We start from the raw sequence: 23,515 nt of genomic DNA, 5'->3' as shown, positions 1-23,515 counted from the left end.
GCGCGCCTCCCGTCAGCCCTGCGCGGTCAGCATGTAGCCGGAATTGCGCACGGTCAGCAGCAGCGACTTGTCGAAGCCGGTGTCGATCTTCTGGCGCAGCTTGCTCACATGAACGTCGATCACGTTGGTCTGCGGATCGAAGTGATATTCCCAGATGTTCTCGAGCAGCATCGTGCGCGTGACGACCTGTCCGGCATGCCGCATCAGATATTCGAGCAGCTTGAATTCGCGCGGCTTCAGCGAGATTGAACGGCCCGCGCGTGTGACCTTGCGCGACAACAGATCGACGCACAGGTCGCCGACCTTCAGCACCGTTTCCACGAAACTCTCGCCCGAGCGGCGCGCCAGCGCATCGAGCCTGGCGAGTACTTCGCCGAGCGCGAACGGCTTGACCACGTAATCGTCGCCGCCGGCCTTCAGCCCGCGAATGCGCTCGTCGACCTCGCCCAGCGCGCTGAGGATCAGCACCGGCACCTTGTTGCCGGTGGCGCGCAGCGCCGACACGATGCCGAGCCCGTCGATGCCGCCCGGCAGCATCCGGTCGAGCACGATTGCGTCGTAGGCTTCGCTCGCGGCGAAAAACATGCCGTCGCGTCCGTTGTCGGCGCAGTCGACGACATGACCCATTTCGGCGAGCCCCTTGCGCAGGAAGCCGGCGACCTGTTCATTGTCTTCGATGACCAGAATTTTCATTGGATGGCTGTTCTAAAGCGATTGGCGCGCGAACGGGGCCCAGGCCGGCATCCGATGAGCCCGTTGCGGAAATGACGAGAGACGAGGCGCGGCGGCCTCGTGGCGATGCCGGCGCGGCCCGGCGTTGCGCGCGGCCGCAGCTGGCGGCCGCCCATTATGCGTCAGCGGCGCGCGGGCGCGAATTGGCGCCGGATTAATTTTTCTTAATGTCGGCGTGCGCCGGCGGGCCGGGCGTGCCCGCGGCCACACATTAACGAAGCTTAATGTTTCGGTCATCGGGGGCCAATCCGCCCACGCATACGATCGCGGTTCATCCTCAGCCAACCTCGATCATGCGAACCGATCCCTCCTTGAACGCCGGCGCCGACGCGCCGGCGACCGACAGCGGACCGCGCGACGGCGTGATAACCGTCGGCGAGCTCCGGATCGATCTGCACCAGCGCACGTTGCAGCGATGCGACGAGACGCTGCCGATCGGTTCGCGCGCGTTCGACATCCTCGCGGTGCTGGCCCGCGCCGGCGGGCGTCTGGTCAGCAAGGACGAATTGATGAACACGGTGTGGCCGCATACGTTCGTCGAGGAAAACAATGTGCAGGTCCACCTGTCGGGACTGAGAAAGTTGCTCGGCGCCGACCGCGATCTGATCGTCACGGTGCCGGGGCACGGCTATCGGCTGGTGCAGCGGCGCGCGCCGAGCGCGGCCGGCCCGCGCGAGCCATCGGACGCGCCGCGCGGCGCCGCGGCCAGCCGGCCGGCCTGCGCGCGCTCGCTGGTCGGCCGCGACGCGATGCTCGCGAGCGTCGACGCGCTGCTCGCGCACGCGCGCGTGCTGACGCTGGTCGGCACGGGCGGCGTCGGCAAATCGACGCTCGGCCGCGAAGCGGCGCGGCGGCTCGCGGCCCGCACGGCCGAGCCGCTGCGCATCGTGTCGCTCGCGGGCGCGCGCGACAAGGCCGCGGTGCTCGCGGCGCTGGCCCGCCACTGCGACGCGGCCGCGCACGCGCCGCTGGAACTCGCCGCGATCGTCGCAAGCGTGAGCCAGTGGCGCGGCGTGCTGCTGCTCGACGATGTGGACCCGGCCATCAGCGCGGTCGCGGAATTCGTCGATGCACTGACGGCGGCGGGCGACCAGCCGCGGCTTGTCGTGACCAGCCGCGAGCCGCTGCGCATCATGCCGGAGACCGTGTTCCGGGTCGCCCCGCTCGAGGTTCCCGCGCAGGACGCGCCCGCTGCCGCGCTGCGCACCAGTGCGTCGGTGCAACTGTTTCTGGGCCGCGCCCATGCGATGCAGGCGCAGGTGCGCGACGACGGCGACGCGCTCGCCGTGATCGCCGCGATTTGCCGGCGCGTGGGCGGCGTGCCGCTCGCGATCGAACTCGCGGCGGCGAGGCTGACCGCGCTCGGCCTCGACGACATCTTGCGGCGTCTGGACGACCCGCTGACGCTGCTGGCCGGCGGCTACCGCACCGCGCTGCCCCGCCACCGCTCGCTGCGCGCCAACGTCGAATGGAGTTATGCGTTGCTCGATGCGAACCAGCACGCGTTGCTCCATTGCATTGCCTGCTTCGACCGCGCGTTCGCGCTGGAGGCGCTGTGCGCGGTGGCGGACGACGCAGGACTCGCGCCGGAGCAGGCAGTGGAGTGCGCGAGCCAGCTCGTCGCGAAGTCGCTGTTGTGCGTTGAGTTCGACGGCCTGCGCGCCCGCTACCGCCTGCCGGACGCGATCCGGCTGTTCGCGCTTGAAATGTCACGCACGCCGCACTACGCTCCGAACGATCCGCTGGGCGCTCGCGCGAACCGCGACGCGGTCGCCGTCGCTGCCGCTGCCGCGACCGCGCACTGAGCGCAACCGGCGCCGCCGCCCGGCGGCGTGCCGGCAACCCGACCGCGATCTCGCAGGTGCGCGGTTTGCTCGCCTGTAGCCCGGCCAGCGCCGCGGTGCCGTAGCGCCGCAGCGCTGCGCCTATACTCCCGCCCAGTATTGACCTATACTGCCCGGCAGTATCCCCTATCGATCCCGCCATGCCTCACTCCCCCGAAGAAAAGAAGCGCGTCCTGACGCGCGTGCGCCGGGTTCGCGGTCAGCTCGACGCGCTCGAACGCGCGCTGGAAGAAGGCGCCGACTGCGCGCCGGTGCTGCAGCAGCTGGCGGCGATCCGCGGGGCGATCAACGGCGTGATGGCCGGCGTGCTCGAAAGTCATCTGCGCGAAGAGTTCGCGCATCTGGCGGGAACCTCGGAGACCTCGGCCGGATCGATCGATGATGTGGTCAGCCTCGTTCGAACCTATCTGCGTTAGCCCGCCGCGGGCCCGCCCGCGCTCCGCTAGCCGAACCCACTTGTTAACAGGACTTCTATGAAATCGCGTGCTGCTGTTGCGTTTGCGCCGGGCAAACCCCTCGAGATCGTCGAGATCGACGTCGAACCGCCCCGCAAGGGCGAAGTGCTGGTGAAGATCACCCACACCGGCGTGTGCCATACCGATGCGTTCACGCTGTCGGGCGACGACCCCGAAGGCCTGTTCCCGGTCGTGCTCGGCCATGAAGGCGCGGGCATCGTCGTCGAAGTGGGCGAAGGGGTGACCAGCGTGAAGCCCGGCGACCACGTCATTCCCCTCTACACCGCCGAATGCGGCGAGTGTCTGTTCTGCAAAAGCGGCAAGACCAATCTGTGCGTGTCGGTGCGCGCGACCCAGGGCAAGGGCGTGATGCCCGACGGCACCACGCGCTTCAGCTACAACGGCCAGCCGCTCTATCACTACATGGGCTGCTCGACGTTCAGCGAATACACGGTGGTGGCCGAAGTGTCGCTCGCGAAGATCAATCCGCAAGCCAATCCCGAGCAGGTCTGCCTGCTGGGCTGCGGCGTGACCACGGGTCTCGGGGCAGTGAAAAACACGGCCAAGGTGCAGGAAGGCGATACGGTCGCCGTGTTCGGACTCGGCGGCATCGGCCTCGCGGTGATCCAGGGCGCCAAGCTCGCGAAGGCGGGCCGCATCATCGCGATCGATACCAATCCGGGCAAGTTCGATCTGGCGCGCGCGTTCGGCGCGACCGATTGCGTGAACCCGAACGATCACGAAAAACCGATTCAACAGGTGATCGTCGAGATGACCACATGGGGCGTCGACCATAGCTTCGAGTGCATCGGCAACGTCAATGTGATGCGCGCGGCGCTCGAATGCGCGCACCGCGGCTGGGGTCAGTCGGTGGTGATCGGGGTGGCCGGCGCGGGTCAGGAAATTTCCACGCGGCCGTTCCAGCTGGTGACCGGCCGCCGCTGGCTCGGCACCGCGTTCGGCGGCGTCAAGGGCCGCTCGCAGTTGCCGGGCATGGTCGAAGAAGCGATGGAAGGCAAGATCCAGCTCGCGCCGTTCGTCACCCATACGAGGGCGCTCGACGGCATCAACGAAGCGTTCGATCTGATGCACGAAGGCAAGTCGATCCGCACGGTCGTGCATTACTGAGCTGATGCGTCGATGAGCGATCGGCACTGACCAGGAGGCGTTAATACAGATGGAGCGCATTGAACGACACGTCAGCCACGGCGGCAGCCAGGAGGTGTGGAAACACACTTCCACCAGCGTCGGCGGCGAGATGAAATTCGGCATTTATCTGCCCGAGGCCGCGCTGCGCGGGCAGAAATGTCCGGTGCTGTACTGGCTGTCGGGGCTCACCTGCACCGAACAGAACTTCATCACCAAGGCCGGCGCGCAGCGTTACGCGGCCGAACATGGAGTCATCGTCGTTGCGCCGGACACTAGTCCGCGCGGCAGCGAGGTCGCCGATTCGCCGGACTACGATCTCGGCCAGGGCGCGGGCTTTTATGTGAACGCGACACGCGAGCCGTGGGCGAAGCACTTCCGCATGTACGACTACGTGGTGTCCGAACTGCCGGCGCTCGTCGAGGCCCACTTCCCGGCCAGCGACGCGCGCTCGATCAGCGGTCACTCGATGGGCGGGCACGGCGCGCTGGTGATCGCGCTGCGCAATCCGGGCCGTTATCGCAGCGTGTCGGCGTTTTCGCCGATCGTCGCGCCGAGCCAGGTGCCGTGGGGCGAGAAGGCGCTCGGTGCGTATCTCGGCGACGAGCGCGACGCGTGGAAGCAGTACGACGCGGTGGAACTCGTCGGCAGCGCGAGCGAGAAGCTGCCGCTGCTCGTCGAACAGGGTGGCGGCGACGAATTCCTCGCGCAACAACTGCGGCCGGAACTGCTGCAGCAAGCTTGCGCGAAGGCCGGGCACCCGTTGCAGCTGAAGCTGCGCGACGGCTACGACCATAGCTATTACTTCATCGCCAGCTTTATCGGCGAACACTTCGCGTATCACGCCAAAGCACTGGCCTGATCGCGCGGGCCGGCTTGCGCCCGTTGCGGCAAGCCGGGTCCGATAATTGCAGCGCGTCGCTCACAGGAGGACTCATGGGCGACGACAAACTACTCGATCCGGAAAGCACGGTCAGCGATCCGGTGTCACGATCATGGATCCGGCGCCTCGGCCCGGGTCTCGTCACCGGCGCGGCGGACGACGACCCTTCCGGCATCGGCACCTATTCGCAGGCGGGCGCGCAGTTCGGCTTCAACCTGCTGTGGACGCTGCTGCTGACCTATCCGCTGATGAGTGCGATCCAGCTGGTGAGCGCGCGCATCGCCCGGGTGACCGGCAAAGGTCTCGCGTCGAACATGCTCGCGCACTATCCGCGCTGGCTGCTCTACAGCGCGGTCGTGCTGCTGGTGCTCGCCAACGTAATCAATATCGCAGCCGATCTGTCGGCGATGGGCGCGGCGGTCGGCTTGCTGGTGCCCGGTCCCGAGCATCTCTACGTGGTCGTGCTCGGCGGCTTTTCGGTCGTGCTGCAGATCTTCGTCCCTTACGAGCGCTATGCGCGCTTTCTGAAGTGGGCGGCGCTGGTGCTGCTCGCCTATGTCGCGGTCGCGCTGATCGTGCCGATCCGGTGGGGCGACGTCGCGCATGCGATCGTGTTTCCGCGCATCGAGCTGACCCCGGCCTATCTGACCACCGTCACCGCGGTGCTCGGCACCACCATCAGTCCGTATCTGTTCTTCTGGCAGGCGTCGCAGGAAATCGAGGAGATGCGCGCGAAGCCGGGTCAGGGGCCGTTGCGCCGCGAGCCGCAGCAGGCGCCCGCGCAGTTGCGGCGAATCAGCTTCGATACGTGGGTGGGAATGGGCGTGTCGAGCGTGATCGCGTTCTTCATCATGCTGACCGCCGGCGCGACGCTGCATCTGCATCACATCGAAGTAAAGACCTCGGCGGACGCCGCGCGCGCGCTCGAACCGTTCGCCGGGCGCTTCGCTTACGCGCTGTTTGCGATCGGCATCGTCGGCACCGGGCTGCTGGCGCTGCCGGTGCTGGCCGGCTCGGCCGCCTATGCGGCGGCGGGAAGTTTTCGCTGGCGCAGTTCGCTGTCGCTGCACCTGACGCTCGCGCGCGAGTTTTATGCGGTGATCGCGCTGGCGATCGTCGGCGGCGTGGCAATCACCTTCATGCACTTCGACCCGATCCGCGCGCTGTACTGGAGCGCGGTGATCAACGGCGTGGCCGCGGTGCCGATCATGGTGATCATCATGCTGATGGCGCGCAGCCGCCGCGTAATGGGCGAGTTCGCGATCAGGGGCGCGCTCGGCTGGGGCGGATGGGCGGCGACAGTCGCGATGATGGTTGCGGCGGCGGGGGTGTTTGTGCCGGCGTGAGCCGGGGTGTGCCCCAAATAGTCTTACTAGTTACGGGTATACAAGTATTAGCCGACGCAACCGCGCTGAACTAACATTTTTGCGGTACCGCACGGCGCGTAACGAGTGCTTCCGAATCCGGGCTGCCCGCCTTCACGCCACTACCCTGCGCTGCGCGCGAGCAGCGCACTCCCGGTGCCATCGAGCATCTGCATACGATCGACTCGACGTCGACCGCATCGACCAACGCAGAAGTGAACCGGAGGCAAAAATGGCACAGCAACGGGACGACGATCAGGCCGCTAGCGGCAATGGTTTCAGTGCGCAGCGGCGGGGGCTGATGCAGGGAGCGGGCTTGGGCGCCGCGCTTTCCCTACTGGGCGCGCTAGGCGGCAGCGGCGGACTGATCGGTACCGCGCAGGCGGCGGAAGCTGCTTTTCCCGCGCACAAGAAGTGGAAGATCGTGTTCGTTAATCACGTCACCACCAATCCGTTCTTCGTGCCCACCCAGTACGGTATTCAGGACGCCTGCTCGTTGCTCGGCATGGACTATCAGTGGACCGGCTCGGCCACCTCGGACGCCGGCGAAATGGTCCGCGCGGTCAATTCGGCAATCGCCGCCAAGGCCGATGCGATCGCCGTGCCGATCGTCGATCCGAGCGCCTTCGACAAGCCGATCCAGGCCGCGCTCGACGCCGGCATTCCGGTGTTCTCGTACAACGCCGACGCGCCGCGCGGCAAGAAAAATCCGCGCCTTGCGTATATCGGTCAGGATCTCTATCTATCCGGCTATCAGATGGGCGAGCGCATCGTCAGTCTGATCGACAGCGGGATGGTCGCCCTCTTCATCGCGACGCCGGGCCAGCTCAACATCCAGCCGCGCCTGGACGGCGCGAGCGACGCGATCAAGAAGTCGGGCAAGAAGATCGATATTCAGACCATCGCCACCGGCGCGACCGTCAACGAGGAGCTGTCGAAGATCAAATCGTTCTACCTCGGACACCAGGACGTGAAAGGCATGTTCGCGGTGGACGCGGGCAGCACCCAAGGCGTCGCGCAGGTGATGAAGGAATCGAACCTCCCCGCCAAGGGCGTGCACGGCGGCGGGTTCGACCTGCTGCCCACCACCGTGCAGCTGATCCACGAAGGCTTTCTCGACTTCACGATCGATCAGCAGCCGTACGTGCAGGGTTTTTATACGGTGATGCAGGCTTTCGTCACGCTCGCCTCCGGCGGCCTCGTCGGCCCGGCCGATACCAACACCGGTCTGAAATTCGTGACGAAGGACACCGTCGAGCCGTACCTGAACACGTCGACGCGTTATGAAGGCAAGACCACCCAGCCGCAAATCGTGCCGATGCGCGGCGCGATCAAGTCGTGATGAACACAGTGGACGAGACCGGCAAAATGCAAACGGCTCGCGTGCCCCGGCGCGCGGGCGTTTCGTTCGCATCGCAATGGGGCGCCGAGCTGCGCATTCTGCTGGTAGCGGTGCTGCTGGCCGCGTATTTCCAATTCGCAAATCGCGATTTTCTGCTCAGCAACGCGAGCCTCGTCAACCTGTCGCAGTACATCGCGCCGGTCGCGATCATCGCGTTCGGCGAAATCATGCTGATGATCGGCGGCGACATCGATCTGTCCGCGGGCATGGTGTTCGCATTCGCGCCGTTCATGATGGTGTTCGCGAACGACGCGGGCGCGCCGATGTGGCTCGCGCTGATCGCGGGACTGATTGCCGCGGCGCTGATCGGCTTCGTGAACGGCGCGGTGACCGTGTGGCTGCGCTTGCCGTCGTTCGTCACCACGCTCGGCACGCTGTTTCTGATCAACGGCATCACGCTCACCGTGTCGCGCGGCACGCCCGCCCCCACGCCCGGGTCGCCGCTGTTCGCGGCGGTGATGGGCGCATGGGGCTACAGCGAAATCCTCTGGACCTTCGCGATCGCGTTCGCGATGCACGTGCTGTTGCGGCACACGCGCTGGGGCCTGCATACCCAGGCCGCGGGCGCCAATCCGATCGGCGCGAGTGAAGCCGGTATTCACGTGAACCGGCTGCGGCTCGGCAATTTCATCCTCGCGGCGGTGCTCGCGGGTTTCACCGGGATCCTCGAAGCGTTCCGGATCACGTCGATCGATCCGCAGGCCGGCGGCAACCAGATCATGTTTCTCGCGGTGGCCGCGGCGGTGATCGGCGGCACACCGCTCACCGGCGGCTCGGGCACGATCGTCGGCGGATTGATTGGCGCGGCGGTGCTCGGCATCCTGAGCGACGGCTTCACGCTGATCGGGATCAACGCGTTCACGTTCAACATCATTCTCGGCGCGGCGATTCTCGCGGCGATGATCTTCAATGTTCACGTCGGGCGCATTCGCCGCAAGGGAGGCCGCTGATGGACGAAGCGCCCAACGCATCGCCTCACTCGCCCGCCGCCCCGGCTCCTCTTCATGCAGCCGATGCGGCGCTCGCGCTGCGCGGCGAGAGCCTCGTCAAACGCTTCGGCGCGGTGACCGCGCTCGACGGCGTATCGCTCACGCTCGGCAAGGGCGAAATTCTCGGCGTTCTGGGCGACAACGGCGCGGGCAAATCCACGCTGGTCAAGATCCTCACCGGCTTTCATCAGCAAACCGGCGGCACGCTTCATATCGACGGCCACGAAACGCTGCTGCGCTCGGTCGATCACGCGCGCTCGCTCGGCATCGAATGCGTGTACCAGGATCTCGCGCTCGCCAATTCGCTGAGCATCTATCACAACATGTTCCTGAACCGCGAGATCGTGCGGCGCGGGCCGTTCCGGCTGCTCGACCATAAACAGATGCGCGAGCGCGCCGCGCAGTGTCTCGACGACATCGGCGTGCATGTGCCGTCGGTCGATCTGCCGGTCGAGCGTTTGTCGGGCGGCCAGCGCCAGGCGATCGCGGTGGCGCGCGCCGTGCATTCGAACGCGAAAATCCTGTTGCTCGACGAGCCGCTCGCGGCAATGGGCGCGCGCGAGGCGGGACTGATCATCGATCTTTTAATGCGTCTGAAGGAAAAAGGCGGCCTGTCGATCATCATGATCATGCACAACTATGCGCAGACGCTCGACATCGCCGATCGCATCATGCTGATGCAGCGCGGACGCGTGACCTACGAGCAGCAGAGCGCACTGACTTCGGTCGCCGAACTGATGGATATCGTGCGGCGGGAATACCGGGCGATGCGCGCGGCCGGCTCGCATTGAGTTGATCGGCCCACGGGCTACGCGGCGCCGCTGCCCCGAAATAATATGGACTACCGAAATCCGGAGAAACGCAAGAGCATGCACGGACGCATCGTGCAGGAGCTCGGCATGCGGATCGTCGGCGGCACGCTCGCGCCGGGCCAGCGGCTGCCCGCTGAACCGTCGCTGTGCGAGACCTACGGCGTGAGCCGTCCGGTGCTGCGCGAGGCGACGCGCGTGCTGGTCGCCAAAGGGCTGGTGTTGTCCAAACCGCGCGTGGGCAGCGTGGTGCGGCCGCGCGAAGAGTGGCATCTGCTCGACCCGGACGTGCTGTACTGGACCGTCAACAGCGTCGCCGAAGGGCAATTCTTTCATTCGCTGATGACGGTGCGGCAGATCATCGAGCCCGCTGCGTCCGCTCTGGCCGCCACCTGCGCGAGCGATGCCGATCGCGCGCGCATCGCGGCCGCTTACACGCGCATGGAGCAGGCGGAAACGGCGGCGGATCTGCTCGAACCGGATCTGGAATTTCATCGCGCGATCATGGCCGCGACCCACAACGACATGCTCGCGTATATCGGCAATATGCTGTCGCTCGCGCTCGGCGAGTCGATCAAGCTGACGAGCCGCCACCCGAATACCCATGCGCTTTCGCTGCCGCGCCACAAGGCGATTCTGAACGCGATCGAGAACCGCGACGCCGGCGCGGCCCGCGAGGCGAGCCGGGTCCAGCTCGACAATGCGCGCGCGGATGCCCAGGCGATTCTCGGCGCCGCGACGCAGGCCCCGGAAAAGCCGAACAGCACGGATTAGGATCGAGCGTCATCTGTACCGAACGCCGCCTCGTAACCAGATCCCCCCGGACACCCCGCCGCCGCACCGGTCACCGGTAACGACACCGCGGCCACGATCCTGCCGCCGGGCACGCTCATGCTGTCGTTGCCCGCCTTGTGCGCTTTGCTGCAAGCCGCCACGCTGATGGCCATCGGCACGAGCAGCAGCGCCACGTGTATCCATCGTTTCATCTTTCCTCCTCACCCGAAGTTCGTGACTGCTACCCCGGGTCATGCAGCAACGCAGCAGCGTGCATGCCCGCACTCGCGGCGCTGCGAACCGGCCGTCGACAGACAAACGAAAACCTCAGGCATGGCTAATGCGCACCTACTAAAGACCGGTTCCGCCAAAGGAAGGAAAGTCATGTCCACAGCGCCATCGCCCACCCGCGCTTCACCTCGCCAGCCAGTCCGCCACCGTGCCCGTGCGTCAGCGCAGCTCGCCGCCGCGCTGTTCGAATGGCTCAATCCGATCCCGTATGGGATGTTCGTCGCTACGCTAATCTTCGACATCACGTATATGAACACGCGCAACGTCTTCTGGGCCAAAGGCGCCGCGTGGCTCGTCACGGTCGGCCTGCTGATCGCGATCATCCCGCGCCTGCTGAACTTCGGCCACGTGTGGTTGCAGCGACGCCGGCCGGTCTCGCGGCTCGAACGCGTCGACTTCTGGCTCAATCTGTTCGCAATCGCCGCGGCGATCGTCAATGCGTTCGTTCACAGCCGCGACGCGTATGCGATGGTGCCGGACAACGTGATTCTGTCGATGGTCACCGTCGTACTGCTAAGCATCTCGCACGTCGTAATGGCGATGAACCGGCTTGCTCGCGCGGAGGTGGTTCATGAATAAGCGCCCTACGATCAGCGTGTTCGTCGCGGCCGTCGCCAGTGCCGCGCTGCTTGGCGGCTGCCACGAACAGGCCGAGTACAACCCGACCCAACAGGCCGGCACCAATCCAACGCTGCCGCCCGCACGCAACTTCTTCGCGCCGCCGATGCAGGTGCCGAAATACGCCGGCTGGCAAAACGGCGCAACGCCGAAAGTGGCGGACGGGCTGAAGATCGAGAAGATCGCGTCGGGACTCGTGCACCCTCGCCAGCTTTACACGCTGCCCAACGGCGACGTGCTGGTGGCCGAATCGAATAGCCCGAACCAAGAAGCGGTGACCACGCCGAAGCAGGTGATCGCCGGACTGATCGAAAGCAAGTCGGGCAAGAAGGCAGAAGGCGCGAATCGCATCACGCTGCTCAGAAAGCCCGCGAACGGCAGCGGAGCATGGCAGCGCTTCGTGTTCATCGACCACCTGCACTCGCCGTTCGGCATGCAGCTGATCGGCGATACGCTCTATGTCGCCGATACCGATGCGATCCTGAAGTTTCCGTACCAGACCGGTGCGACCAGCATCAGTGAGCGCGGCGTCGAACTCGCCGACCTGCCAGATACGATCAACCATCACTGGACCAAAGCGCTGCTGGCCAGCCGCGACGGCAAGAAGCTGTATGTCGGCGTCGGCTCGAACAGCAATGTCGGCGAGAACGGTCTGGAAGTCGAGTACCGGCGCGCGGACGTGCTCGAAGTCGACACCGCGACCGGCGCGAGCCGCGTTTACGCGGCGGGCATCCGCAATCCGACCGGCCTGCAATGGGAGCCGCAAACCGGACAACTGTGGGCGATCGCCAATGAGCGCGACGAGATCGGCCCGGACCTCGTGCCCGACTATCTGACCTCGGTGAAAGAGAACGCGTTCTACGGCTGGCCCTATAGCTATTACGGCCAGCATGTCGATCCGCGCGCCCAGCCGCAGCGTCCGGACCTCGTCGCGAAAGCGATCCCGCCGGACTTCGCGCTCGGCTCGCACGTCGCGGCGCTCGGCCTGCTGTTCTATACCGGCAACAGCCTGCCCGCGCGCTATCGCGGCGGCGCATTCATCGGCGAGCACGGCAGTTGGGACCGCTCGCCGTTGAGCGGTTACGTGGTCGCGTACGTACCGTTCGCGAACGGTAAACCGGCCGGCGCGCCGCAGGATGTCGTGACCGGCTTCACGTCGGCGGATCAGAAGCAATCCTATGGAGCCCCGGTCGGCGTCGCGCAGGATCGCGACGGCGCGCTGCTGATTGCCGACGACGTCGGCAACACCGTCTGGCGGGTGACGGCCGCGGGAAGCTGAGCGATGCGCAGCACGGTTGAAATGCGCGAGCGGCAATTCGCGGGGACGCCGGCGCGCGACTGCGTCGGCTGGCCGGAACATGTGTAGACGCGCTGTGCCGACCGCCGCATCAGACATCCGGTTGGACAATCGCCCGTCGTCGCGCTCGCGTGCCGCCACGCACCTGCTGTTCGTGCTCGCGCTGGGCGGCCCGGCGCTATCAAGCACCACTCCCGCGTACGCGGTCTGCGCGATCGCCCAATACGGCGAGCCCAAATACCCGGCGAAGTTCCAACATTTCGACTACGTGAATCCGGCCGCGCCGCGCGACGGCACGCTGGTCCTCGCGAACCCGAACCGGCTGACGAGCTTCGATAAATTCAATCCGTTCACGCTGCGCGGCAACCCCGCTCCGGGCCTGGGCCTGCTGTTCGAAAGCCTGACGACCGGCAGCGCCGACGAAGTAGCAAGCGCGTACTGCTTGCTTGCCGACGACATCGACGTCGCGAAAGACGGCTTGTCCACCACCTTCCATATCAATCCGAAAGCGCGCTTCTCGAACGGCGATCCAGTCACCGCCGCCGACGTCAAGTTCTCGTTAGACACGCTTAAAAGTCCTCAGGCGTTGCCGCAATTCGCGGTGTACTTCGCGCAGATCGCGCGCGCGGTGGTGCTGGACCGGCTGACGATCCGCTTCGACTTCAAGGTCGCGACGCGCGAAATGCCGCTGCTCGTCGGCGGTATTCCGGTGTTCTCGCGCAAATGGGGAATGCGCGCGGATGGCACGCGCATTCCGTTCGATCAGCTCGCGTTCGAAAAGCCGATTGCAAGCGGCGAATATCTGATCGACCGCTACGACAACGGCCGCACCATCCGCTATCTGCGCAATCCCGACTATTGGGGCAAGTCGTTGCCGGTCCGGGTCGGCACACATAACTTCGCGCGGATCGACTACAAGCTGTATGCGGACACGGTCTCGCAGCTCGAAGGGTTCAAGGCGGGCGAATACGACGTGCTGGTCGAACACACCGCGCAAAGCTGGGTACGGCGCGATGTCGGCAAACGCTTCGACAGCGGCGAACTGATCAAACGCGAGTTCATGCATCACAACGGCGCCGGAATGCAGGGCTTTTTCATCAACCTGCGCCGGCCGCTGTTTCAGGACGTGCGGGTGCGCAAGGCACTCGATCTCGCGTTCGACTTCGAATGGCTGAACCGGCAGCTTTTCTACAACCAGTACAAACGCACCGACAGCTATTTCGTCAACACGGACCTGCAGGCAACGGGAACGCCGGGCGCCGGCGAACTCGCCATTCTCGATCCTCTGCGCGGGCAGCTCGATCCCGCCGTGTTCGGCCCGATGCCGCGCCAGCCCGACACCGATCCGCCCGGCTCGTTGCGCGCGAATCTGCTCGAAGCGCGCGCGCTGCTCGCGCAGGCGGGCTGGACTTATCGCGACGGCGCGTTGCGCAACGCAAGCGGTCAGCCGTTCGTGTTCGAGCTGCTCGGCGACAGCGGCGGCGACGTGTCGATGGAGCCGGTCGCTGCCGCGTATGCGCGCAATCTGCAAAAGCTCGGCATTACGATGCGCTTTCGCACCGCCGATTTCGCGTTGATTCAACGACGCATCGACGCATTCGACTTCGACATGACGACCGTGCGGCTACCCGACGTGCAGGTGCCGGGCACCGAACAGCTGTCGCGCTTCGGCAGTCGCTACGCGGACGAGCCGGGCTCCGACAATATCGCCGGCGTGAAGTCGCCCGCGATCGACCGCATCCTGCGCCTCGTGCTCGGCGCGCAAACCCGCGAGCAGTTACTCGACGCAACCCACGCGCTCGACCGCGTGCTGATGCATGGGTATTACGTGATTCCGCACTGGTATTCGGCGGTGCACCGCATCGCGTACCGCAACACCCTCGCCTATCCCGCCAGAGTTCCGCTTTACTTCGCCGCCGACGAATGGGTGCTGTCGGTCTGGTGGCGCCAAAGCCCGCCACCCTCCCCATAAAACGTCGAACCGCGCCGACGCCAGGGTAAACATCCATCCACGCAAGAAGTGCTTCAAAATGGTTGGGGTACGGAGTATATTCCCGCTCACAGTCTTTCACACATATCCGGAGGAGCACGTCATGCAGTTTCATCTGAACGGTTTCCGCGTCGGCGACCCGACCATCGAACCCGCCATCGAAAACGCTCATCGCGCGGAAATGCCCGATACGGTCGATGTGCTGATCGTCGGCAGCGGCCCTGCCGGACTCGTGCTCGCCGCGCAACTGTCGCAATTCCCGTCGATTCGCACACGCATTGTTGAACGTCGCGACGGCCCGTTACAGATGGGTCAGGCCGACGGCGTCGCGTGCCGCACCGTCGAGATGTTCAATGCGTTCGGCCTCGGCGATCGCCTGCTCGACGAAGCGTACTGGGTCAATGAAACGGCCTTCTGGCGTCCCGCTCCCGACAACCGCAATGCGATTCATCGTACCGGGCGTGTTCAGGATACCGAACCGGGTCTGTCGGAATTTCCACACGTGATCGTCAACCAGGCACGCATCCAGGAATATCTGCTCGACGTGATGCGCCGTTCCGCGCGCCGCTTCGAACCGGACTACGGCCTCGAATTCGTCGAACTGCAGCGCGACGACAATCACGAATATCCGGTACGGGTCACGCTCAAGCGCACCGATCCGGCACGCCTCGACGAACTCGTGACCGTGCGCGCCCGCTATGTAGTCGGTTGCGACGGCTCGCGCAGCAAGGTGCGCACCGCGATCGGCCAGACGCTGCGCGGCGACGCGGCCAACCATGCATGGGGCGTGATGGACGCGCTCGCGGTCAGCGACTTTCCTGACATCCGCCTGAAAGTGGCGATCCAATCCGCGAGCAAGGGCAACCTGCTGATCATTCCGCGCGAAGGCGGCTATCTGGTGCGTTTCTACGTCGACCTCGGCGACGTCACCGCGGAGAACCGCGACGGCCTCAAGCAGATCAAGGTCGAGCGCATTATCGAAACCGCGCAGAGCATCCTCCATCCTTATTCGCTCGACGTGAAGGAAGTCGCGTGGTTTTCGGTGTACGAAGTCGGCCAGCGTCTCACCGACCGCTTCGACGACGCGATCGCATCCGACGGCAGTTCGCGCGAGCCGCGCGTGTTCATCGCCGGCGATGCGTGCCACACGCATAGCGCGAAGGCCGGTCAGGGGATGAACGTGTCGATGCAGGATGGCTTCAATCTCGGCTGGAAGCTCGGCGCGGTGCTCGAAGGACGCAGCGACGTGAGTCTGCTGCGCACGTATTCGGACGAGCGCCAACCGATCGCGCAGGAACTGATCGACTTCGACAAGGAATGGTCGGCGATGATGGCCGCGCCGCCGAAAGATCCGAACCGCCCCGAAGCGGGCGGCGTCGATCCGGCCGAATTGCAGGCTTATTTCGTGCGCGCCGGCCGCTATACCGCGGGTGTCGCCACGCGCTACAAGCCGGCCACACTGACCGGCGAAGCCACTCATCAGGCGCTCGCCAAAGGCTTTACGATCGGCACGCGTTTTCACTCGGCGCCGGTCGTGCGGGTCGCCGATGCAAAGCCGTTCCATCTGGGGCACGCCGCGCGCGCGGACGGCCGCTGGCGTCTGTACGCATTCGCCGATGCATCGCGCCGTGAGTTGCATGCGTTGTGCGAGCATCTGAACACGTCGGCCGATTCGATCGTGCGACTGTTCACGCCGGAAGGCGCCGACATCGATAGCGTGTTCGATCTGCGCGCGGTGTTGCAGCAACCGCACCGTGAAGTCAGTCTCGACTCGTTGCCCGCGCTGCTGCTGCCGCGCAAGGGACGCTACGGTCTGGTCGACTATGAAAAGGCATTTACGCGCGACGCGAGCGCTGATATCTTCGACGAGCGCGGCATCGATCGCGAACGCGGCGCGCTCGTCGTGGTGCGTCCCGATCAATATGTGGCGCACGTGCTGCCGTTGAATGCATATGCCGAGTTGAACGCGTTCTTCAAGCCGATCTTCCGCGCGCGTTAAATCACCCTGAAATCCGACACTCCGAAATTGCCGATCGAACCTGAAGACACCGGCACGCTGCCCCGATTCACCGGCAGTCTGGTGCGCCGTGCCCAACAACGCCACGCAGCAGTGTGGCTCAGCGAGGTCTCCGCGGAAATCACCAGCGTGCAGTACGCGGCGCTCGAGATCCTGCACGAAACGCCCGGCGTCAGTCAGCGGCAACTCGGAGATCAACTCGACGTCGACCGCTCGACGATCGCCGACCTCGTCGCGCGGATGGTTCGCAATGGCCTGATCGAGCGCGCCGACGATCCGGTCGACAAGCGCAGCTATGTGCTGTTTCTCAGCGCCGCCGGCAAGAAGCGACTGGTCGCGTTGCGGCCGCGCGTCGAGCAGGTGGAGCGGATTCTTACCGCGAAGCTCACAGCCGCCGAGTCCGCGCAATTGCGGCGCCTGCTCGCGGCATTGCTGCTGCCGCAGACCTGATCGATTAAACCTCGTACGGCGGCGCGTGCTGATTCGCACGCGCCGCCGTTCGCGCTTTCTCGCGCGACGCGTCTCTCTCTTCTTTCCCTATCTGTTCACCGCTTGCGTGCGTGTCGTCGCAGGTGGACGCGCGCCCGTTCGTTCGTGTCGCTGCACGACGGTATTCCCCGTCGCTTCAATCCCCGGCCTGCGAAACTCGCACATCGCCCAACGCGAACTGTCGCAACGCAACATCGCCGTTAAACGCGTCGTTTTGTCATGGGAAAGTCGAATACTCCCAATTAGTGGTGGTGACGTTCTGTCGCAACTTCCCGCTCTCCCACACCAGGCAAGGCTGGCCGCTTGCATCAGACGAAACGGCGCCAAATATGTCCAGAAAACTTCGGGTAACCCCTTATAAAACAGCCTTCCAAAGGCATATTTAACAAAGTTAGAATGAACTGTCTAATGTTGCGATGCGGAAGGAAAATTCGCATCGTGACAAGTCTGGAGGGCGTTGTGCGTTGTCTGATGAGCCCCGTCTTCACCCCGCGTATTGCGTATTTAATTCGTATCACTAAAGGAGCTTCAGGTGTCCGTCCCGATGACCGAACAGTTCGACCGGCTGCACAGTGGTAGCGTTTTCACGGCCTTTTCGCTGGCGCAACAGGCGTTCAAAGGTTTCGAAGAACTGGTTCGATTGAACCTGCACGCGGCGAAGCAGGCGCTGCCCGGCAGCGAGGATGCGCAACGCCTGGCGGATAAAACGCCGTTCGATCTGTGGATCGAGCAGGCGAACCGCGTGCAGCCGCTCACCGAAGCGCTGCTCGAATACCACCGCCAGACGTCGGATATCTCGGCTCGTACCTCTGCCGCGATTCTCGCAATCTTCGATGCCGGCTTCGAACAACAGCAAGAGAAATTGCGCGAGGTCGTGGAAGGGTTCGCGCGGAACGCGCCCGCCGGTTCGGAAGCCGCTGTGTCCGTGATGAAGTCGGCGGTGTCGTTCGGCAGCGTCGGGATCGACACGATCCGCAAGAGCGCCGCCCAGGCGATCGCGATGGCGCAGCAGGGTCAGGCGGCCGTTCACTCCGCCGGCTAGCCCGGTTGAGTATCGCTGGGTCGTTCAGCCGTTTCGACCAAAGTAGTCGAATCGCATGATTCCAGATGGGCGGGGCGCGCATCCGAATGCGCGTGGAGCGAAGCTCGACCCGCCCGCTAGCGTGGTTTTCCTGTCAGCGAGGTCACGATGAGCGAAACATGGATGGGACTGACGATCACCGGCGTCGCGTTGCTGATCGCAATGCCGCTGATATTTAGCCATTACCGTCGGGAGCGACGACGACGCCAGTTGCTCCGCAATCTCGATCACGAGCAATGGTGGTATCAGGCCCGCCCCGGCGTCACCGCAACGCGGGTATTTAGCAAAACGAACCGATAAGGAATGGGATGGCACTCGACGCTTCTTACAAAAGCGACCTGTTGCACATCGAGGCGATCATCGCCGAACTCGAGCGAATTGCCGAGAGAGGCGACGAGATAGCACCGACATCGTTGATCAACGTGCCGGATTACTGGCGCTGCCGCATCGAAGGATTGTTGGGCCGTCAGGATATCTCCGGCGCAGATCGGAAGCACGCACAGGCCGTCATGGATCGACTGCATCGCATCGCCGATGCAGGTCCGGAAAAATAAGAGATCGAAAAATAACGCGGCGCCCACAGGGCGTCGCGACACACACCCAGGAGAAACACAATGAGCAACACGCACGTGGAAACGGGATTGCCGATGACACCACTGCAATCCGCGGATCACCATCGGTTAATCGTTCGCGCCGGAACGCAACGGATCCGCATCGCGGCGATCTGGCAGGTGTTGCTGCCGTTTTCGGGCAATGTCGAAAAGGTGGACATCAAGACGCTGCCGGCCGACGGCTTCGACCAGGCGACGATCGCACTGCGCCACACGCCGCGGGAGTCGCTCGATCATATCGTCACGCGCTTTAACGATATGTCGTGGGTGACGAGCACGACGCTTTGCTGACACGCGCGGCGCGCGGGCCGCATACATAAAAAAGGCATGGTGTCTTGCGGCACCATGCCTTTGCTTTTGCTGCGCCACGCGGCCAACGGCAATAAGCCGCGTTGCCGTTCAGGTTCGCCTTGCTGCCAGTTGACGAACCACCGATACCATCGCATCCACCTCATCGCACGTGTTGTAGAACGCGAGCGACGGACGCACCGTCGCTTCGAGCCCGAAACGGCGCAGAATCGGTTGCGCGCAGTGATGCCCGGAGCGCACCGCGATGCCCTCCTGCGACAGTGCCCGCCCGACTTCTTCGGTCGCGTAGCCCTGCAGCACGAACGACAGCACGCTCGCCTTGTCGCGCGCGGTGCCGACGAGCCGCACGCCCGGCACCGGCGCCAGCGCATGGGTCGCGTACTCGAGCAGATCGTGCTCGTAGCGCGCGATATTCTCGATGCCGACACGCTCGACGTAATCGAGCGCCGCGCCGAGACCGACCGCATCTGCGATATTGCCGGTGCCGGCTTCGAAGCGGTTCGGCGGCGGCTGGAACACCGTGCGTTCGAACGTCACGTCGGCGATCATGTTGCCGCCGCCCTGCCAGGGCGGCATGTCGTCGAGCACCGCGCGCTTGCCGTAGACCACGCCGATCCCGGTCGGGCCGAAGATCTTGTGCCCCGAGAACACGAAGAAGTCCGCATCCAGCGCCTGCACGTCGACCCGCATGTGCGACACCGACTGCGCACCGTCCACCAGCGCCTTCGCCCCCGCGCGATGCGCCAGCTCGACGATCTCGCGCACCGGCACGACCGTGCCGAGTGCATTCGATACCTGGGTAACCGAAACGATTTTCGTGCGGTCGTTCAGCAGCTTGCGGTATTCGTCGAGCAGCACCTGACCGGAATCGTCGACCGGAATCACGCGCAGTGTCGCGCCCGTTTGCGCGGCTAGCTGCTGCCACGGCACGATGTTCGCGTGATGTTCGAGATGCGACACGACGATTTCGTCGCCGGCGCCGACGTTCTGCACGCCCCACGTCTTCGCGATCAGGTTGATCGCTTCGGTCGTGCCGCGCACGAACACGATCTCGTCCGGCGACGATGCACCGATAAAGCGCTGCACCTTGGCGCGGGCGGCCTCGTAGGCATCGGTCGCGCGACCCGCCAGCGTATGCGCGGCGCGGTGGATGTTCGAGTTCTCGTGCGCGTAGAAATACGCGAGACGGTCGATCACCGACTGCGGCTTGTGCGTGGTCGCCGCGTTGTCGAACCAGATCAGCTGCTTGCCGTTCACGCGCTCCTGCAGGATCGGGAAATCGCGGCGAATCGCGTTGACGTCGAACGGCGGCCGGGCTGCCGGCGTACTCGCCGCGAGCCCGGGCGTTGCATCCTGCGCGCGGGTACCTTCGACGAAGTACGGCTCGCCGCCGCGCGGCAAACCATGCTGATCGTCGAGCGGTGCGAAGCGGTGGATCGACAGCAGCTCGCGCAGCTCGTCTTCACCTGGCAGACCGAACGAAGCCGGCGCGGCAATGCCGCTCGCCGGCAGCGCGATCGGCTGCTCGGGTCGCTGCCAGCCGTGCCCGGGCGCATCGAGGAAGTAGAACGGCGCGACGCCGAGCGCGGCCCCACCGGCGCGCGGCTCGAGCGCCGGCGCAATCGCCACCGCGTTATCGGGCAAGCCGTTCTGCGCCGCTGCGTGCGGCACAAGTGCCGGCGCGCGATTGCCGAGCGCGAGCACATGGGTCGGCGCCGACGGCAGCAGATTCGCCCCTGCCGCTTTGCCCTGCGGCACCGCGAGGCCCGGCACCCCGGTGCCGCTGCCGCCGGGGCCGGCCAGCGGCGAACCCGCCGGCGCCGGATTGCTCGCCGACGCAAGAATCGGTGCGGCGGCCGGCAACGCCGACGCGACGCCGCCGACCGCACCGCTGCCCGCGGACACGCCGGGCGCCGCCGCGCCGCCGGGCAGTGCGCTGAAGAACTCGGTTGCGAGACGCGCGAGTTGCGCGGGGTCCGGCAAGCCCGCCGGCAGACCAGCCGGCAGACCAGCCGGCAATCCCGGCGGCGGCGAAACAGACGCCCCCTCCACGCGCGGCGGACTACCGGTAGGTCTCTGGATAGTCATGGTATTTGCCGATTTCCACGTCATCGAGCACTGCGAGCGCATCGGGTGAATGAACCGCGAGCGAGCAATACAGCGAGATCAGATACGACGCGATCGCCTGATTGTTGATGCCCATGAAGCGTACCGACAGCCCCGGTCCCTGCTCGCCCGCGACGCCGGGCTGGTACAGACCGACGACGCCTTGCCGCTTGTCGCCAACCCGCAGCAACAGAATCTTGGTCTTGCCGTCGGCGACCGGCACCTTGTCCGACGGGATCAGCGGAATGCCGCGCCACGTCAGGAACTGCGAACCGAACAGGCTGACTGTCGGCGGCGGCACGCCCCGGCGCGTGCATTCACGACCAAACGCGGCGATCGCGAGCGGATGCGTGAGGAAGAAGGCCGGCTCCTTCCAGACTTTCGTCAGCAGTTCGTCCAGATCGTCCGGCGTGGGCGCGCCGGTCAGCGGAAACACCCGTTGCGCGTCATCCACATTGGCGAGCAGACCGTAGTCCGGATTGTTGATCAGTTGGCTTTCCTGAACTTCCTTGATCGTCTCGATGGTCAGGCGCAGCTGTTCCTTGATCTGATCGTGCGGGCTGCTGTACAGATCGGAGATCCGGGTGTGCACATCGAGCACCGTGCTGACCGCATTCAGGAAGTACTCGCGCGGATTCTCCTCGTACGGCACGTAAGTGGTCGGCAGCGTGCTCACGTCTTCGCGCGCGGTGCAGGCGGCCTGCACCGCTTCGGGATCCTTCACGCGATTCAGTCGATAAATACCCGCCTCGACGGGGACCCACTGCAGCAGGTGGGTCAGCCAGCGCGGCGTGATCGTGGAAAGCTGCGGGACTGTTTTGGTGGCGTTGGCTAGTTGCCGTGCTGCGTTATCGCCGAGCGCGGTCTGGCCGCTCGCTGACGTCGACATTAAAAGGCTCCAGGTTTTAGAAGAAAATCGGGAATGCTTATTACGGCAGGGAATTATCGGAAGACTCTAAAAATGGCTCAACATGCTATAGCCGTCATCACGCGCGTCGCGGACCCTGCTGCCGCTACGCGCGCTGTGTTGCTCTGTTTGGATGAGGCTTGCTCCGCAGATGCGGACGTCAGGCCGGCGCGTCCACCGTCAAGGGCGCGCACAGCAGCGTGCCGACCGGCACATTGAGCGCACGCGCGAGCTTGTCCGCGGTGACGATCGACGCGATCGCACTGCCCCGCTCGATCTCGCCGACATACGAGCGATTCAGCCCCGCGTATTCGGCAAGCTGCTCCTGCGACCACGACAGCGCCTCGCGCAACGCGCGCACGGTCGCTCCGAACTCGCGCACGAGTGCTGTCATCCCGGCACCTCCGCTGTGATTGCATCGGCCGCCGGCGCGACGGCCCGGGCCGATTCGCTGCGCAGTACCGCCTGGGTCACGTGCGAGCCCGGCGCGACGTCATGCGTGATCCACACATTGCCGCCGATCGTCGCGCCGCGCCCGATCGTCACGCGGCCGAGAATCGTCGCGCCCGCATAGATCACCACGTCATCCTCGACGATCGGATGGCGCGCCAGCCCCTTCTGCAAATGGCCGTTCTCGTTGAGCGGAAAGCGCTTAGCGCCGAGCGTCACCGCCTGATACACACGCACGCGCTCGCCGATCACCGCGGTCTCGCCGATCACGACGCCGGTGCCGTGATCGATGAAAAATCCCGAACCGATTTGCGCACCCGCATGAACGTCGATCCCGGTTTGCGCATGCGCGAGCTCGGCAACGATCCGCGCGAGCAGCGGCAGGCCGAGGCCATAGAGTTCATGCGCGAGCCGGTGATGGATCATCGCGAGCACGCCCGGATAGCACAGCAGCACCTCGTCGACGCTGCCGGCCGCCGGATCGCCGTGATAGGCCGCGATCACGTCGCTGTCGAGCAGCGAGCGGATCGCCGGCAGGCGCCGCGAGAACGCGCGGATTGCGTCGAGCGCGCGGGTTTCGATCGCCCGGTTTTCGCTGCTGTCCGCTGGCGCTTTATCGCGGCGCGCCCCGTACTGCAATTCGAGCCGCGCCTGCGCGAGCAGACTGTGCAGCGCCGCGTCGAGTGCATGCGCGACGTAGAGGTTTTCGCTCTCCTGACGCAGATCGGGCGGTCCGAGCCGCATCGGAAAGAGCGCGCCTTTCAACGCATCGATCACGGCCGCGAGCGCGTCGCGCGACGGCAGATCGCGGCCGCCGGGCTCCAGCGCGCGACGCTGCACGTCACGCCATTGCTGCCGGACCGTCTGAAGCGATCCGGCGATCTCATCGATATCGAATGCCGCCACTGCGCTGACTCCTTGAATGTTGTACACCGGCAAGCGGCATTTCAC

Annotated in this window: 24 protein-coding genes; 18 read left to right on the top strand and 6 right to left on the bottom strand. The window is 65.2% G+C overall.

Annotated elements, in window-relative coordinates; genetic code table 11:
• Positions 1 to 12: 12 nt before the first annotated feature.
• Positions 13 to 693, bottom strand: coding sequence for a response regulator transcription factor (locus LJ656_RS06415; RefSeq protein WP_230508435.1), 681 nt, complete (start codon positions 691 to 693; stop codon positions 13 to 15).
• 350 nt (positions 694 to 1,043) lie between these two features.
• Between LJ656_RS06415 and LJ656_RS06410 the strand changes: the two genes are divergently transcribed.
• The 9 genes from LJ656_RS06410 (at position 1,044) to LJ656_RS06370 (ending at position 10,398) form a co-directional block, all read left to right on the top strand.
• Positions 1,044 to 2,537: an ATP-binding protein gene (locus tag LJ656_RS06410; protein WP_230508434.1), complete on the top strand. Its 1,494-nt coding sequence runs from the start codon at positions 1,044 to 1,046 to the stop codon at positions 2,535 to 2,537.
• A 179-nt stretch (positions 2,538 to 2,716) separates the two neighbouring features.
• Positions 2,717 to 2,992 carry a formaldehyde-responsive transcriptional repressor FrmR gene (frmR, locus tag LJ656_RS06405; RefSeq protein ID WP_230508433.1) on the top strand — a complete coding sequence of 92 codons (276 nt, stop codon included), beginning with the start codon at positions 2,717 to 2,719 and terminating at the stop codon, positions 2,990 to 2,992.
• A gap of 57 nt (positions 2,993 to 3,049) precedes the next feature.
• Positions 3,050 to 4,159: an S-(hydroxymethyl)glutathione dehydrogenase/class III alcohol dehydrogenase gene (locus LJ656_RS06400; protein WP_230508432.1), complete on the top strand. Its 1,110-nt coding sequence runs from the start codon at positions 3,050 to 3,052 to the stop codon at positions 4,157 to 4,159.
• Between the two features lie 49 nt (positions 4,160 to 4,208).
• Positions 4,209 to 5,039, top strand: coding sequence for an S-formylglutathione hydrolase (fghA, locus tag LJ656_RS06395; RefSeq protein WP_230508431.1), 831 nt, complete (start codon positions 4,209 to 4,211; stop codon positions 5,037 to 5,039).
• 74 nt (positions 5,040 to 5,113) lie between these two features.
• A complete protein-coding gene (locus LJ656_RS06390; protein ID WP_230508430.1) occupies positions 5,114 to 6,406 on the top strand; it encodes an NRAMP family divalent metal transporter in 1,293 nt (430 codons plus the stop codon).
• Positions 6,407 to 6,656: 250 nt separating this feature from the next.
• Positions 6,657 to 7,766 carry a sugar ABC transporter substrate-binding protein gene (locus LJ656_RS06385; RefSeq protein ID WP_230508429.1) on the top strand — a complete coding sequence of 370 codons (1,110 nt, stop codon included), beginning with the start codon at positions 6,657 to 6,659 and terminating at the stop codon, positions 7,764 to 7,766.
• On the top strand, positions 7,766 to 8,776 hold the full coding sequence (locus LJ656_RS06380) for an ABC transporter permease (protein WP_230508428.1): 1,011 nt from the start codon (positions 7,766 to 7,768) through the stop codon (positions 8,774 to 8,776). Before LJ656_RS06385 ends, LJ656_RS06380 begins: the two co-directional genes overlap by 1 nt.
• Positions 8,776 to 9,606, top strand: a complete 831-nt coding sequence (locus tag LJ656_RS06375; RefSeq protein WP_230508427.1) for an ATP-binding cassette domain-containing protein — start codon at positions 8,776 to 8,778, stop codon at positions 9,604 to 9,606. Before LJ656_RS06380 ends, LJ656_RS06375 begins: the two co-directional genes overlap by 1 nt.
• Positions 9,607 to 9,651: 45 nt before the next feature.
• Entirely contained in the window at positions 9,652 to 10,398 is a 747-nt protein-coding gene (locus LJ656_RS06370) for a FadR/GntR family transcriptional regulator (RefSeq protein WP_230508426.1), read from the top strand.
• Here LJ656_RS06370 and LJ656_RS06365 read toward each other — a convergent pair.
• On the bottom strand, positions 10,395 to 10,610 hold the full coding sequence (locus LJ656_RS06365; RefSeq protein WP_230508425.1) for a hypothetical protein: 216 nt from the start codon (positions 10,608 to 10,610) through the stop codon (positions 10,395 to 10,397). The genes LJ656_RS06370 and LJ656_RS06365 overlap by 4 nt on opposite strands.
• A 172-nt stretch (positions 10,611 to 10,782) precedes the next feature.
• Between LJ656_RS06365 and LJ656_RS06360 the strand changes: the two genes are divergently transcribed.
• The 9 genes from LJ656_RS06360 (at position 10,783) to LJ656_RS06320 (ending at position 19,083) form a co-directional block, all read left to right on the top strand.
• Positions 10,783 to 11,268, top strand: a complete 486-nt coding sequence (locus LJ656_RS06360; RefSeq protein WP_230508424.1) for a DUF2231 domain-containing protein — start codon at positions 10,783 to 10,785, stop codon at positions 11,266 to 11,268.
• Positions 11,261 to 12,586, top strand: a complete 1,326-nt coding sequence (locus LJ656_RS06355; RefSeq protein ID WP_230508423.1) for a PQQ-dependent sugar dehydrogenase — start codon at positions 11,261 to 11,263, stop codon at positions 12,584 to 12,586. Before LJ656_RS06360 ends, LJ656_RS06355 begins: the two co-directional genes overlap by 8 nt.
• A gap of 79 nt (positions 12,587 to 12,665) precedes the next feature.
• Positions 12,666 to 14,576 (top strand): extracellular solute-binding protein, encoded by a 1,911-nt coding sequence (locus LJ656_RS06350; protein ID WP_230508422.1) that lies wholly within the window; start codon positions 12,666 to 12,668, stop codon positions 14,574 to 14,576.
• A 121-nt stretch (positions 14,577 to 14,697) separates the two neighbouring features.
• Complete coding sequence (locus tag LJ656_RS06345; protein WP_230508421.1) at positions 14,698 to 16,593, top strand: FAD-binding monooxygenase; 1,896 nt, start codon at positions 14,698 to 14,700, stop codon at positions 16,591 to 16,593.
• 27 nt (positions 16,594 to 16,620) lie between these two features.
• Positions 16,621 to 17,061 carry a MarR family winged helix-turn-helix transcriptional regulator gene (locus LJ656_RS06340; protein WP_230508420.1) on the top strand — a complete coding sequence of 147 codons (441 nt, stop codon included), beginning with the start codon at positions 16,621 to 16,623 and terminating at the stop codon, positions 17,059 to 17,061.
• A gap of 571 nt (positions 17,062 to 17,632) precedes the next feature.
• Positions 17,633 to 18,142 (top strand): TIGR01841 family phasin, encoded by a 510-nt coding sequence (phaP, locus tag LJ656_RS06335; protein WP_230508419.1) that lies wholly within the window; start codon positions 17,633 to 17,635, stop codon positions 18,140 to 18,142.
• A gap of 147 nt (positions 18,143 to 18,289) precedes the next feature.
• Entirely contained in the window at positions 18,290 to 18,481 is a 192-nt protein-coding gene (locus tag LJ656_RS06330; RefSeq protein WP_230508418.1) for a hypothetical protein, read from the top strand.
• An 8-nt stretch (positions 18,482 to 18,489) separates the two neighbouring features.
• Entirely contained in the window at positions 18,490 to 18,735 is a 246-nt protein-coding gene (locus LJ656_RS06325; RefSeq protein ID WP_230508417.1) for a hypothetical protein, read from the top strand.
• A gap of 60 nt (positions 18,736 to 18,795) precedes the next feature.
• A complete protein-coding gene (locus LJ656_RS06320; protein WP_230508416.1) occupies positions 18,796 to 19,083 on the top strand; it encodes a hypothetical protein in 288 nt (95 codons plus the stop codon).
• 108 nt (positions 19,084 to 19,191) lie between these two features.
• On the opposite strand, the gene LJ656_RS06315 is transcribed toward LJ656_RS06320, so the two are convergent.
• From LJ656_RS06315 to epsC, 4 genes are all read right to left on the bottom strand, one after another.
• Positions 19,192 to 21,189, bottom strand: coding sequence for a family 2A encapsulin nanocompartment cargo protein cysteine desulfurase (locus tag LJ656_RS06315; protein ID WP_230508415.1), 1,998 nt, complete (start codon positions 21,187 to 21,189; stop codon positions 19,192 to 19,194).
• Positions 21,164 to 22,096, bottom strand: coding sequence for a family 2A encapsulin nanocompartment shell protein (locus LJ656_RS06310; protein ID WP_230508414.1), 933 nt, complete (start codon positions 22,094 to 22,096; stop codon positions 21,164 to 21,166). The genes LJ656_RS06315 and LJ656_RS06310 overlap by 26 nt, the downstream gene beginning before the upstream one ends.
• Before the next feature lie 178 nt (positions 22,097 to 22,274).
• Positions 22,275 to 22,508 (bottom strand): helix-turn-helix domain-containing protein, encoded by a 234-nt coding sequence (locus tag LJ656_RS06305; RefSeq protein ID WP_230508413.1) that lies wholly within the window; start codon positions 22,506 to 22,508, stop codon positions 22,275 to 22,277.
• Positions 22,505 to 23,470, bottom strand: coding sequence for a serine O-acetyltransferase EpsC (gene epsC, locus LJ656_RS06300; RefSeq protein WP_230508412.1), 966 nt, complete (start codon positions 23,468 to 23,470; stop codon positions 22,505 to 22,507). The genes LJ656_RS06305 and epsC overlap by 4 nt, the downstream gene beginning before the upstream one ends.
• Between the last annotated feature and the right edge of the window lie 45 nt (positions 23,471 to 23,515).

The sequence above is a fragment of the Paraburkholderia sejongensis genome, assembly GCF_020880815.1.
GTDB classification, from domain to species: domain Bacteria; phylum Pseudomonadota; class Gammaproteobacteria; order Burkholderiales; family Burkholderiaceae; genus Paraburkholderia; species Paraburkholderia sejongensis.
The sequence above is the reverse complement of the archived record's forward strand: the minus strand, read 5'-3'. Positions and strand labels throughout refer to the sequence as shown.